Source organism: Propioniciclava sp. MC1683 (assembly GCF_014164675.1).
In the GTDB taxonomy this organism is placed as follows: domain Bacteria; phylum Actinomycetota; class Actinomycetes; order Propionibacteriales; family Propionibacteriaceae; genus Propioniciclava.
The window spans coordinates 356511-369195 of sequence record NZ_JACJFX010000001.1 but is presented as its reverse complement, the minus strand read 5'-3'; the positions used below and the strand labels follow the sequence as shown (position 1 = coordinate 369195).

At 74.9% G+C, this 12685-nt stretch carries 11 protein-coding genes; 4 read left to right on the top strand and 7 right to left on the bottom strand.

What is annotated here, in order from left to right:
• The first annotated feature begins 3 nt into the window (after window positions 1-3).
• The gene (locus H5397_RS01795) at window positions 4-1224 is read left to right on the top strand and encodes a DUF58 domain-containing protein (RefSeq protein WP_182814581.1); all 1221 of its coding nucleotides are present in this window, start codon (window positions 4-6) and stop codon (window positions 1222-1224) included.
• Window positions 1221-3368: a DUF3488 and transglutaminase-like domain-containing protein gene (locus H5397_RS01790; protein WP_182814580.1), complete on the top strand. Its 2148-nt coding sequence runs from the start codon at window positions 1221-1223 to the stop codon at window positions 3366-3368. The genes H5397_RS01795 and H5397_RS01790 overlap by 4 nt, the downstream gene beginning before the upstream one ends.
• 21 nt (window positions 3369-3389) lie before the next feature.
• Here H5397_RS01790 and H5397_RS01785 read toward each other — a convergent pair whose 3' ends face one another.
• The 7 genes from H5397_RS01785 to H5397_RS01755 form a co-directional block, all read right to left on the bottom strand.
• The gene (locus H5397_RS01785; RefSeq protein WP_182814579.1) at window positions 3390-3740 is read right to left on the bottom strand and encodes a DUF3040 domain-containing protein; all 351 of its coding nucleotides are present in this window, start codon (window positions 3738-3740) and stop codon (window positions 3390-3392) included.
• A 67-nt stretch (window positions 3741-3807) separates the two neighbouring features.
• Window positions 3808-4980, bottom strand: coding sequence for a DNA polymerase IV (gene dinB / locus H5397_RS01780; RefSeq protein WP_182814578.1), 1173 nt, complete (start codon window positions 4978-4980; stop codon window positions 3808-3810).
• 64 nt (window positions 4981-5044) lie between these two features.
• Window positions 5045-8677 carry a DNA polymerase III subunit alpha gene (locus tag H5397_RS01775; protein ID WP_182814577.1) on the bottom strand — a complete coding sequence of 1211 codons (3633 nt, stop codon included), beginning with the start codon at window positions 8675-8677 and terminating at the stop codon, window positions 5045-5047.
• Window positions 8670-9035: an SAV_6107 family HEPN domain-containing protein gene (locus H5397_RS01770; protein WP_182814576.1), complete on the bottom strand. Its 366-nt coding sequence runs from the start codon at window positions 9033-9035 to the stop codon at window positions 8670-8672. Before H5397_RS01770 ends, H5397_RS01775 begins: the two co-directional genes overlap by 8 nt.
• The gene (locus H5397_RS01765; RefSeq protein WP_182814575.1) at window positions 9035-9349 is read right to left on the bottom strand and encodes a DUF6504 family protein; all 315 of its coding nucleotides are present in this window, start codon (window positions 9347-9349) and stop codon (window positions 9035-9037) included. Before H5397_RS01765 ends, H5397_RS01770 begins: the two co-directional genes overlap by 1 nt.
• Before the next feature lie 45 nt (window positions 9350-9394).
• The gene (locus H5397_RS01760; RefSeq protein WP_182814574.1) at window positions 9395-10825 is read right to left on the bottom strand and encodes a polysaccharide deacetylase family protein; all 1431 of its coding nucleotides are present in this window, start codon (window positions 10823-10825) and stop codon (window positions 9395-9397) included.
• On the bottom strand, window positions 10822-11028 hold the full coding sequence (locus H5397_RS01755) for a hypothetical protein (protein WP_182814573.1): 207 nt from the start codon (window positions 11026-11028) through the stop codon (window positions 10822-10824). Before H5397_RS01755 ends, H5397_RS01760 begins: the two co-directional genes overlap by 4 nt.
• A 78-nt stretch (window positions 11029-11106) precedes the next feature.
• Here H5397_RS01755 and H5397_RS01750 point away from each other — a divergent pair, with 78 nt between their 5' ends.
• Window positions 11107-11706, top strand: coding sequence for a DUF4126 domain-containing protein (locus H5397_RS01750; protein ID WP_182814572.1), 600 nt, complete (start codon window positions 11107-11109; stop codon window positions 11704-11706).
• Window positions 11706-12665 (top strand): hypothetical protein, encoded by a 960-nt coding sequence (locus H5397_RS01745; RefSeq protein ID WP_182814571.1) that lies wholly within the window; start codon window positions 11706-11708, stop codon window positions 12663-12665. Before H5397_RS01750 ends, H5397_RS01745 begins: the two co-directional genes overlap by 1 nt.
• Window positions 12666-12685 lie beyond the last annotated feature (20 nt).

Genomic DNA, 12685 nt, shown 5'->3' with positions numbered 1-12685 from the left:
CGCATGAGGTCCCTGCCGACGCCCACCCCGCGCACGCTCGCCCTCTGGGTGGGCGGTGCGCTGCTGATGACCCTCGGCGTCGCCCTGGGCAACCAGGACGTCGTGTGGCCGGCCCTGTTCCTCGTCCTGCTCCCCCTGCTCGCGCTGCTGACGGTGCTGGTGCTGCGGCCCCACTTCACCGTCGAGCGCACCATCACCCCGCCGGTCGTCGGCGCCGGCGAGCCCGCCACCGTGCACACGGTCGCGCGGGTCACGCGCCCGAGCCCGGCGGGCACGGTCGTCGCCGAGGACGACCCGGGCCACCGCCTCGGCACCCCCCACCACGCGCGCCTGGAGGCCTCGAGGGCGGGGCAGGCCACCGGCACCACGTACCCGATCCGCGGGCGTCACCGCGGGCGGTACACGCTGGACGGGTTCCGGATCCGGTTCAGCGACCTCCTCGGCTTCTGGGTGCACACCGTGCGCCTGCCGCAGCCCACGCCCTTCGTGGTCACGCCCGCCGTGGTGCCGCTGCCCCCGGCGCGCGCCAGCGCCTACGGCGCGACCGGCGAGACGCCGATCCCGCAGACGGCCATCTCCGGCCCCGACGACGCCATGGTCCGCGAGTACCAGCCGCGCGATGACGTCCGGCGCATCCACTGGCCGTCCACGGCCCGCAGCGGCACGCTCATGGTGCGCCGCGAGGAGGCGGCCTGGGACCCGACGGCCTGGGTGATGCTCGACTCGCGCGCCGGCGTCCACGACGAGGAGCGCGGGGAGCGCCCGACCTTCGAGTGGCTGGTGTCCGCGGCGGCGTCCGTGGGCCTGCGCCTGCTCGCCGACGGCTACACGGTCACGCTCGTCGACGCGAGCGGGACCCGCCACGACGTCGCGGCCGACCGACCCGCGGCCCGCGCCGAGTGGCTCGACCCGCTGGTCGACGTGCAGGTGAGCGCCGCGCTCGACCTGCACGAGGCCACCGTGCGCATGGCGCAGGCCACGTCCGAGCACCTCTTCGTCGCGCTGGTCGGCCTGCTCGACCGCGGGACCGCCGACCTGCTCGCCGCCACGACTGCCTCCCGCCAGCGCCGGCTGGTGCTGGTGGTGGCCCCCCGACCCGCGGCGCGTCCGGCCTTCGAGGACGGGCGGGCCATCCTGGTCGACCACGGCTGGACCGTGCACGAGGTGTCCGTCGACGCCGACCTCGCCGAGGTCTGGGAGTCGGCGTCGGGGGGTGTCGCATGAGCTTCGACACCCGGGTGGGCCTCGCGCTCGCCGTCGCCCTCCCTCTGCAGCTGCTGCCGTGGGTGCAGATGACCCGGCACCACGCCGTCCTCCAGTGGTCGGCCCTCGCGATCGTCGCCGTGCTGGCCATCGGCTGGGCGGCCCGGCGCTTCCGGCTGCCGCCCTACGTGGTGCTCGCGGCCCAACTCGTGGCCGTGGCCGCGGCGACCTGGGCCGGGGTGTGGCTCCTGCACGGCCGCGAGCAGGTGCGCCGGCTCCCGGAGCTCCCCGGCCAGGGCCTCGACTTCTTCCGCGACAGCGCGGCGCCGCTGTTCCCCAACCCGGGGGCGTCCCTGCTCATCGTGGCCGGCGTGGCCCTGGTCGCCGTCCTGGCGGACTGGCTCGCCATCACCTGGGAGCGGCCCGCGTGGGCGATCGCGCCGCTCGTCGCGCTGCACCTGGTCGTGGCGCTGGGGCTGACCACGCCCACGATCTTCAGCGAGTTCGTGCTGCTGGCCGCCGGCATCGCCCTGGTCCTGGCGGCGGCGAGCCCCTGGGGCGCCAACGCCCGCCCCGGCCGGCGGGCCACTGCCTGGCTCGTCGTGCTCGCCCTGACCGCCGGCGCGATCGGCCTGACCTGGGTCACCGCGCGGTTCGTGCCGACCTTCGAGCCGCGCAGCGCGTCCGAGCCGCTGCAGATGAGCGACCCGTCGCTGGACCTGAAGCGCAACCTGGTGCAGGGGTCCGACGACGTGGTGATCCGCTACACCACCGACAGCCCGGGGGGCACCTACCTCAAGCTCGCGTCCCTGCCGGCCCTCTCGGCCGGCGGCTTCGCGCTGTCCGACGTGCGGGTCGCCACCGGCCGGATGCCCGCCCCGCCCGGGTCACCGCCGGGCGAGCGCCGCACCACCCGCATCGAGGTGGGCGAGTTCGCCAGCGAGTGGCTGCCGGTGCCGTACGCCCCGACCTCGTTCGACGCGCCCGGCGAGTGGGGGTTCGCCCTCGACACCCTCGACGTCATGGCGATGGCCGGGCCCGAGCGTGGGACCGCCACCGAGGGCATCAGCTACGAGGTGACCAGCCTCGAGGTGCGACCGGACGCCGCCACGATCGGGCAGGCGGGTTCCGGCGGGGCCCCCGACCGGGAGCTCACGACCTCGCTGCCCAACGACCTGCCGATGCGGGTGCGCGAGCTGGCCCACGAGGTGACCGAGGCAGCCCCGACGCCGGGCGCCAAGGCCCAGGCGCTGGAGGCCTTCCTCCGCTCGGACCGCTTCACCTACTCCACCGCCCCGAGCACGGGCACGGGCGACGGCCTGGCCACCATCGACGACTTCCTCTTCGACTCCCGCACCGGGTACTGCGAGCAGTACGCGGGCGCGATGGCGATCATGGCCCGCGAGCTGGGCATCCCGACCCGCATGGCCGTCGGCTTCGTGCCCGGTGTGCAGGAGGGCGACGCCTGGGCGGTGACGGCCCGCGACCTGCACACCTGGCCCGAGCTGTGGCTCGAGGGCCTGGGCTGGGTCGCGTTCGAGCCGACGCCGTCACGCGGCGACGGCGCCCCGGGGACGGGTGGGGCGGAGGCGCCCCCCGAGAGCGCGGCGCCGGAACCCGGCGTCGAGGAGCCGACCATCGACCCCACCGTGCCCGAGGAGCCCGAGGTTCCCGAGCCGACGGCCACCCCGGTCCCGCCCGCGCAGGAGGTCGTGACCACCCTGCTGCCGTGGCTCGTCGTGGCCCTCGTCGTCGGGCTGCTGGGCCTCAGCGCCCTCCTGTCCCCCCGGGTGCTGCGAGCGCGCCGCCGCACCCAGCGGCTGGCCGGCACGGGCGACGCCCGGGTCGACACCCTCTCGGCGTGGGAGGAGGTCCGCGAGGTCGTGGGCGACCTGCGGCTGTCCTGGCCCGACGGCTCCCCGCGCTTCGCGGCCGAGCGCCTGGTCCCGTCGCTGGGCGGGGACGAGCGCGCAGCCGAGGCCCTGCGCGGTCTCGCCGCGGCGTCCGAGCGCGCCCTGTTCGACCGCAGCGAGAACTACGACCTGCCGGGCACGTGGGCCGACGAGGTGGCGGCCGTCACCGCCGCCCTGACGGCACAGGCCCGCGCCCAGGCACAGAGCCACCAACGGCGGAACGCGCGCCCCCGGAGGGCCGCGCGTTCCTGACTGGTTGTTCGGAGGAGCTGGTCAGAAGCCCTCGTCGCGCCGCCACCGGTCGTCGAGGTCGGTGAGCGCCGAGTCGGGGGCCCGGCCCCGGGACTGGGCCTCGGTCTCGACGACGCGCCACGAGCTGAGCGCGACGACGGTCGAGACGAGCATGACCACGAAACCGATCACGCTGACGAAGATCGAGAGCTGCATGCCACCGATGAGGGCGGCCAGGCCGATCACGAAGCCCAGGCCGGCGATCGCGGCGCGGCGCCGGTGCAACGTGCGGGTGGTGGTGCCGCGCAGGGTGTTGGCCAGCTTCGGATCCTCAGCCGCGAGGGCAGCCTCGAGCTGCTCGAGCAGACGTTGCTCCTTGTCGGACAGTGCCATCGCGCCTCCCTTCTCTGGGACTGGACCCGGGTCGACGGGCGTGGGACAAGTGTAGGCGTCGCGCGCCTCAAACGGAACCGGCGCGTCTCGCCAGACTGGCCCGCGAGACGGCGTGCGGCCCGAACCGGGCGATCGCGGCGTCGGCGGCCCGCTCCGCCTCGCGCCAGCCGCGCTCGGGTTCGTCGAGCGCGGGCTGCGTGGACACCTGGTCGGCGTCCAGCACGTGCTCGACCCGGATGCCGATGCGCCGCAGTCGCGGGCGCTCGAGCCGGAACGCCCGCAACAGGCGGACCGCCGCCGCGTACACCTCGTCGGTCGCATCGGTCGGGTACGGCAGGGTCAGCGACTTCTGCACGGTGCGGAAGTCGGCGAACCGCAGGCTGAGCGTCACCGTGCGCCCCACAACCCGGGCCATCCGCATGCGGGACGCGACCCGGGCGGCCGTGCGCAGCAGCTCGGTGCGGACCTGGTCGAGGTCGTCGGTGTCCTTGCCGAACGTCTCCTGGCTGCCCACGCTGCGGTCGCCGGGCTCGGTCGCCACCACGCGGCGGCCGTCGATGCCCCACGCGAACTCCCACAGCTCGCCACCCGCCCGGGCCCCGAACGCCCGCTGCAGCGTCGACTTCGGGGTGTGGGCCAGGTCGGCGATCGTGTACAGGCCCAGCTTGTTCAGCTTCTCGGTGGTGGACGGCCCCACGCCCCAGATCTTCTCCACCGGCTGGGGGTGCAGGAACGGCACCACCTCCCCCGGCGGGACCTGGTGCAGCCCGTTGGGCTTGGCCTTGTTGGAGGCCATCTTGGCGATCAGCTTGGTGGGCCCGAGACCCACCGAGCACGGGATGCCCTGCTCGTCGGCCACCAGCGCGCGGATGAGCTCGCCCACCTCGGCCGGCTCGCCCAGGAGGCGCCGGGTGCCGGTGATGTCGAGGAAGCCCTCATCCAGGCTGACCCGCTCGACGTGCGGCGTGATCGTGTCGAAGATCGCGAACACCCCGTCGGAGGCCGCCTCGTAGGCGTCGTAGTCGGGCGAGATCGCGACCGCGTCGGGGCACAGCCGGCGGGCCCGCGTGGACGACATACCGCCCTGCACCCCGTAGGCCCGCGCCTCGTAGGAGGCCGATAGCACCACCCCGCGGTGGGCGCCGCCCACCCACACCGGGCGCCCCCGCAGCTCGGGGCGGCTGCGGAGCTCGACGGCGACGTAGAAGGCATCCATGTCGACGTGTGCGATGACCGGCATGACCCCTCCTTTGATTCGAACACCCCTGCGAAATCCATGGTAGGCCGGGCCTCCGACAAAACGCTCAGCGGCCCGAGGACCCCGGGCTGGAGTGCCACAGCTTGCGGCCCGGGTCGGCGAACTTCCTCGGCACCGACCGCGGCGACTCCCCCGCCGGCGCCACGTCGGTGTAGGGCGACTGCACGAACCCGCTGGGGTGGATGAGCACCCGGCGCTGCCCCATGCCGCCGGCCGCGCCGGCGTGCTCGGTGTCGGCGCGCCGACGGGCCCGCTCGCCCTGCGACCCGCCGTCGCCGTCGGCGTAGGGCCGGTCCTGGGCCCTGGCGTTCCAGTCGGCCCGCGCGCGCTCCCCCTCCGCCACGGCCGCCGCCCGCGCGGCCAGGTCGGCGTCGACCAGCTCGTGCACCGCGGCCACCGCCGCCCGGGGGTCGCCGGTCGCCTCCAGCGTCGAGCGCCACAGGGCCTCCAGGTGCAGCAGGTCCCAGGCGCCGAGCGCCCGCAACGACACGCCCCGCGCCCCGGTGCGGCGCAGTTCCCCCACCCCGACCAGCAGCCAGGAGTTGAACACGGTGGTGGCGAAGGGGCCCTGGGCGTCCTCGAAGAAGGTGAGGTCGACGGGGCCGGTGCCGTCGTCGAGGGTGAGGAACACCACCCGCTTGCCCGACTTCACCGGCGGGGTCTGGGTGGCGACCTTCACCCCGGCCACGAGCAGGCGGCTGCCGCTGCGCCGCTTCACCTGCTCATCGGCGTGCGTCACCCCGATCGCCTCGACGAACTCGCGGTGGTCCTCCATGACGTGGCGGGTGGCGTCCATGCCCAGCACGGCCAGCTCGGCGGCCATCCGCTCCTCGGCGGTCATCTCGGGCAGCCCGGAGACCACCACGTCGCAGGTCGCCGGCTCGGTGAAGTCGAGGGCCAGCTGCACCGCCTGGTGGCCGGTCGCGCCGCCCGACCCCAGCCCGCGCGCCCGGCCGTGGGCGCGGGCGTCGACCCGGTCGAGGCGCTCGAGGTCGGCCAGGGTGAGCAGCAGGTCGCGCCGGGTGACCCGCCCCCGCGCGCCCGGCCCGCGCACCGACCCGATGCCGTACAGCGCGTCGAACGCCCCGGCCAGCACGAGGTGCTCGGCCACGTCGGAGCCCGGTCGCGCCCGCTGCCAGAAGTCGACCAGCCCCGCGTACGGCTGGCCGGCCACGATGCGCTCCACCTCGGCGGCGCTGATGTTCTTCACGTCGGTCAGGGCCAGCCGGACGCCCAGGGTGCCGTCGCCCTCCGCCGCCTCCACCCGGTACACCTCGCCGGACGCGTTGACGTCCAGCGGCAGCACGGGCACGCCCATGCGCCGTGCCTCGGCGAGGATGAGCCGCTTGGGGTACATGCCCGGGTCGTGGGTGAGCAGCCCGGAGACGAAGGCGGCCGGGTGGTGCCACTTCAGCCATGCCGACTGGTAGGTCGGCAGCGCGAACGCGGCCGCGTGCGCCTTGCAGAACCCGAACGAGGCGAACGAGACCAGGATCGCCCACACGTCGTCGATCAGCGCCTCCGCGTACCCCTGCGCCCGGGCAGCCGGGTAGAACCAGTGCCGCACGTCCTCCTGCCCCTCGGGCGAGCCCAGCGCCCGGCGCGCCTCGTCGCCGTAGGCCAGCGAGCACCCGGTCATGACGGCGACGACCTTGATCACCTGCTCGTGGAACACGATCACCCCGCGCGTCTCGGCCAGCGCCGGCACCAGGTCGGGGTGCAGGTAGGTCGCCTCGCTCCACCCGTTGCGCGCCCGCAGGAACGGCACCACCATGTCGGACTTCACCGGCCCCGGCCGGAACAGGCTGATGTCGATGACGAGGTCGTTGAACTCGCTCGGCGAGAACTTGCCCACCAGCTCGCGCTGCCCGGGCGACTCGATCTGGAAGCAGCCGATCGTCTCGGCGCGGCTGATCATGCCGTACACGTCCGGGTCGTCGTAGGGCGCCAGCGCGTCGATGTCGATGCGCTCCCCCGAGATCCGCTCGACCTCGTCCAGCGCGTGGGCCATCGAGCTCTGCATCCGGATGCCGAGGATGTCGAGCTTGAGCAGGCCCAGGTCCTCCACGTCGTCCTTGTCGAACTGGCTCATCGCGTACCCACCGAAGGACGACTCCACCGGCGTCCGCTCCCCCAGCGTCGCATCCGACAGGATCACCCCGCACGGGTGCAGCGCCACGTGCCGCGGCAGCCCGTCGAGCCCCTCGACGAGCTCGAACAGCACCCGCAACTGCTCGTCGCCGAGGTTGGCCCGGCGCAGCTCGGGCAGCTCACGCAGGGCGTGGCGCACGTCGCGCGCGCGGATGTGCGGGAACGACTTCGCGATCTGGTCGATGTCGCCCGGCGGCAGGCTCATCGCCGCCCCCACGTCACGGATCGCGTGCCGCACCCGGTAGGTGTCGAGCATCGCCACCGCGGCCACCCTGTCGGCGCCGAAGTCGGCGAACACCCGGTCGTACACCTCGAGCCGGCGCGCGGACTCGACGTCGATGTCGATGTCGGGCAGCGCCCGGCGCAGCGGCGACAGGAACCGCTCCATGATCAGGTCGTAGGCGATCGGGTCGACCCCCGAGATGCCCAGGCAGTAGTTGACCAGCGAGCCGGCCCCCGACCCGCGCGCGGCCACCCGGATGCCCATCTCCCTCACGCTGTCGACCACCTGCGCCACGGTGAGGAAGTAGGCGGCGAACCCCATCTGCTCGATCACGGCCAGCTCGTCGTCGAGCCGGTCGACCGTGGACGCCGCGGGTGCGGCGTAGCGGGCCCCCAGCCCCGCCTCGCACCGGGCCCGCAGCTCGGCGATGCCGCCCGGGAACTCGGGCAGGTGGATCTCGCCGATGCCGAGGTCGGCCACCGGGTCCAGCCGACAGCGCAGGGCCAGGTGGCGGGTGTCGGCGACCAGCCTCGCGGGGTCGCGGCGCCCGGCGAGCAGGGTGACCTCCTCGACGGTGGCGAGCATCTCCTTCCCCGACTTGAGGTACCCCTCCGCGTTGCGCCGGTCGACGTTGCGGACGTCGAGGGGCACGAGGCGACGGGCGGCGTCCAGCACGTCGGCGACGGGGGCGTCGGACTTGCGCGCCATGCGCACCGCGTTGGTGAGCACCCCGGCCACCCCGTGCGCGTCGGCGAACGCCAGCATGCGCCCGGCCAGCCGCGCGCTGCCGACCCCGGCGCCGGCGAGGTGGTGGTCGGTGACCCCGATGACGAGCTGGTGGGCCTCGACCACCTCCAGCCACCCGCGCAGCGCCGCCTCGGCGCGGCGCTCGTCGCGGGCCACCAGCGCCGACCCGAGGTCGGAGTCGGGGCCCAGCACGACGACCACGTCGTCGCGGTGCTCCCCCACCAGCGACCGCGTCGTGACCGGTGCCCCCCGCTCGCCGCGGGCGTGCGTCGCCGTGACCAGCCGGCACAGCGACCCCCAGCCGCGCCGCGACTCGGCCAGCACCACCGCCCGCCCGGCGCCCTCGACGGCAAGGTCGGCGCCCACGACGGGGGCGACGCCGCTGGCCATGCACGCCTTGGCGAACCGGACCGCGCCGTACAGCCCGTCGCGGTCGGTCAGCGCCAGCGTGTCCATGTCGTGGCCGGCGGCGGCCTCGACCAGCACGCTGGGGTGCGAGGCGCCGTACTGCAACGAGTACCCCGACGCCACGCGCAGGTGGACGAAGGGGTCAGTCATGGGCGGCCGCCGCGAACGCCTGCGCGTCGCGCAGCAGGTCGTCGGCCTCGCGCACGGTGACCAGCCCGACCGCGCCGGCCTGCACCGCCTCGACCTTCAGCTGGAGCATCGCGAAGTACTCGGCCCACTCGCCCAGCTCGGGCGCAACCTGGGCCACCACCGTCCAGATGGGGCGCCGCTCGCGCAGCCGCGGCCGCCGGCGGGCCAGCACGCCCGCGGCCACCCGCAGGGCGGCCCGGTGGGCGGCGAGGTAGCGCTCGGCCGGGCGCACCGCGTCCTCCGCCGCCGCCAGCGCGGCGGCGACGTCGTCGAACAGCAGCTCGGCGGGCTGCCAGGCCCGGGTGGGGTCGGCCGACATCAGTCCACCACCGCCCGCAGGAACCACTCCTCGCCGGCGACCGGGTGGGCCAGCTCGTACACCCCCGGCAGGCTGGTGCGCCCGGCGCTGGCCACCACCCGGAACACCTCCGACTCGGCCAGCAGGTCCTCGGACGGCCGGCTCCACCAGTCGGCCGTCTCGCGCCACCGGCTCTCGACGTCGAGCACCCGCCAGTAACGGCGCCGCCACAGGAACTCCACCGGGGCGGGCTCGCCGCCCACCTCGCCCGACCGCACCGCGATCGGTTCGTCGTACCGCCGCATGACCACCTCCGCGAGACCACTTTCGAACATGCGTTCGAAGGGATCACCACTATACGAGCGGCCTCCGACAATCCGTCAAGGGCGTCGCGACGACACCGATCCGGGCTCCTGCGGGCCCAGCAATTGCGACACGGTCACCAGCGTGAACCCGCGCTCGCGCAGGCCGGCGACCACGCGCGGGACGGCGTCCACAGTCGGGGCGTGGATGTCGTGCATCAGCACGATCGAGCCCGCCCTCGCGTCGCCCACGGCCGACGCGACGGTCGCGTCGGTCGACCGCGTCCTCCAGTCCAGGGTGTCGACGTCCCACAGGATCATCGGCGCCCCCACGACCTTCCGGGTGGTCGCGTTGTAGGACCCGTACGGGGGCCGGAACACCGTCGGCGTCACCCCGGCCTCCTCCACGGCCCGGACGCCCCGCTGCACCTCCCGGCGCTGGCCCTCCTCGCCGAGCTTGGTCAGCTGCTTGTGCGACCACGTGTGGGTGCCGACCTCGTGGCCCTCGGCGGCCATCCGGCGGACCAGGTCGGGGTGGGCCCGCACCGAGGTGCCGAGCACGAAGAACGTCGCCGGCGCGCCCGCGGCGGCCAGGTCGTCCAGCAGCCGCCCGGTCTCCTTGCCCGGCCCGTCGTCGAAGGTCAGGGCCACGCACGCCACGACCGCGCAGTCCACGGACGCCGCGGGCCGCTGTGACACCGGGGCCGCTGGCGTGGGCGTGGGCGAGGCCGGGCCGACCAGGCCGACCACCGCGTCGCGGAGGTCGCGGCCCTGCTCGGACAGCACCCCCTCGGCGACGGACGGGGCGAGCGTGACGTCGACGACGCCCTCGCTGAACGGCAGCACGAGCCCCTCGCCCACCCGGACGACGAGCTCACCCCGCGGGCCGACCACCACGTCGTCGAACAGGCGCGTCTCGAGGTCGGGCGCGTCGGCGAGGTCGTCGAGCACCTCGTGGCCGTCGGCGCGCAGGGCCGCGACCACGGCGTCCACCGCCGTGCGCCGCGCGGTCGGGGCCAGCAGGTCGACCGAGCGCAGCGCGGTCCCCGACAGCTTCTCCCCGTAGAGCACGGACGTCGACGCCCGCCCCGACGCCCCGGCGAACTCATAGAGGTCGACCCGGACGCCGGCCCAGGCGGGGGCGTCCAGCACCGTCTCCCACGTGCCGCTCAGCTCGGGCGGTACCTCGGGGTTGGGCACCGAGTCGGCCAGGAAGGCGCGGGCACGGGCGTCCATGTCCTCGGCCAGCATCGCGTTCAGCGCGGTCGCGCCCGGCACCACCGGCCACTGGAGGTGCACCGGCAGGGCGGGGTCGTTGTTCGACCACGTCTCCACGGTCCAGCCGGGCGGGGCCGGGCTCGCCGTCGGCGACGGCGCGGGGGCGACGGTGGTCGGCGACGGGATTCCCGGGGTCGGCGACGCGACCGGACCCGACGGCGGCGTGGGCGCGCACCCCGACAGCGCGAGGCCGAGGGCGCAGGCCCCGGCCAGCGCCCGCAGGCGGCTCACTGCTGCTTGAAGGTGTCGTCCATCACGTCGACGCGCGGCGGCCGGAGGATGGACCGGGCGACGTTGCGGAAGTCGTAGTTGTCGAGGACCCGCGCGGCCTCCTCGTCGGTCAGGTCGTAGGCGTGCGCCAGCATCCGCACGTGCTCGGTGTAGAAGGCGTGCAACTTGTCGACGCCCTTGATGAACTCGAGCGCATTGCCCATCCGAACGGCCTCCCGGGGGTCATGGCCCACCCGGGTGGGCGGGCCTCGTGCATCACCGTAGTCGCTACCCTGATCGCCATGGAGATGCTTCCTGCCGCGTTCGCCTCGGGTTGGGCCAGCGGCATCAACGCGTGGGGCACCGTGCTCGTGCTCGGGGTGCTGGGCCGGTTCGCCGGCATCGAGGGGATCCCCGCCGGGTTCCAGCGCACCGACGTCCTCATCATCGTGGCGGTCCTGTGCGCGATCGAGCTGGTCGTCGACAAGATCCCGTACATCGACAGCGCGTGGGACACCATCTCCACCGTCATCCGGCCCATCGCCGGCGCCGCGATCGGCGCCATCTACGCCGGCGCGACCGGCCACCTCGCCACCATCACGCTGGCGTCGGTCGGTGGCATCACCGCCCTGGTCAGCCACCTCACCAAGGCCGGCCTGAGGCTGGCGGTGAACACCTCCCCCGAGCCCTTCACCAACGTCGCCGCCTCGGCGGCCGGGGACGTCGCCGTGACCGGCGTGGCCACGCTCGTCGCGCTGGCCCCCGTGGCCGCGGCCATCGTGGTCGCCGTCCTCCTCGTGCTCGGATTGCTCGCCCTGTGGGCCATCGCGACCAGGATCCGGCGCGGCTGGCTGGCCTACCAACGCTGGCTGAGCCGGCGCAAGAACCCGGCCCCGGCCTGATGGGCCGCGTCACCGTCGTCGGCCGCACCTTCGCCGGCGTCGCGGCCGCGGTGCGCCTCGCCCGGGTCGGCCACGACGTCACCCTCGTCGACACCCCCGGTGGGGCGGCGGCCATGCGCGCGGCGCTCGGTGACACCCTCGACTTCCCGGCCCCGTGGCGCGACCTGTTCAAGAAGTCGGGGCGACCCGCCGCCGGCGCGCTCGGACTGCACGGCCTGGACCTCGTCGCCGACCCCGACGGCCCGCCCACCGAGCGCGCCGCGACCTGGTACGCCCACGTGGACGCCCTCGGCGAGTCGGCCGCCCGCGCCTGGCGCGACCTCGTGGACGCCGCCGACGACATCTGGCAGGCCGTGCGGCCCCTCGGCCTGGAGGCCGAGCTGACCCCGGACGCCGTCGCCCGCGCCGGCCTCCACCCGCGCCGCAGTCTCGAGGACGTCGCCCGCACGCTGGACCACCCGGTCCTGGCCGAACGGGTCCGGGCCGTGGCCCGTGCGCGGGGCCTCGAGCCCGCCGCGGCCCCCGCGTGGTTCTCCTCCCGGCTGGCCGTCGAGCGCACCTTCGGCCGGTGGCGCCTGCAGGATGTCGAGGGGCGACCCGCCCCGGCGTCCGGGCTCGTCGACGTGCTCGAGGACCGCCTGGCCGAGCGCGGTGTGACCCTCACCCCCGACGCGGCCGCCACCGAGGGCGCCGACGCGGTGGTCGACACCGTCGACCCGGGCGTGGCCTGGCACCGCCCCTCCCGCTGGAGCCGCCGCGACTCGTTCCCCGACCAGTTGCTGGCGCGCCCCGCCCTGCGCGACCCGCGGCGTCCGGGCTGGTTCCACGCCTCGGCGTCCTCGCCCGGCGGGTCCGAGCCGTGGGCCCAGCTGCTGTCGGGCGCGCTGGCCACGTACGCGGCGCACGAGTTCCTCACCGGCGACGACATCCGGCCGACGAACAAGGCGCTCGCCCGCTGAGGGGAGTAGTGTTGGTCTCT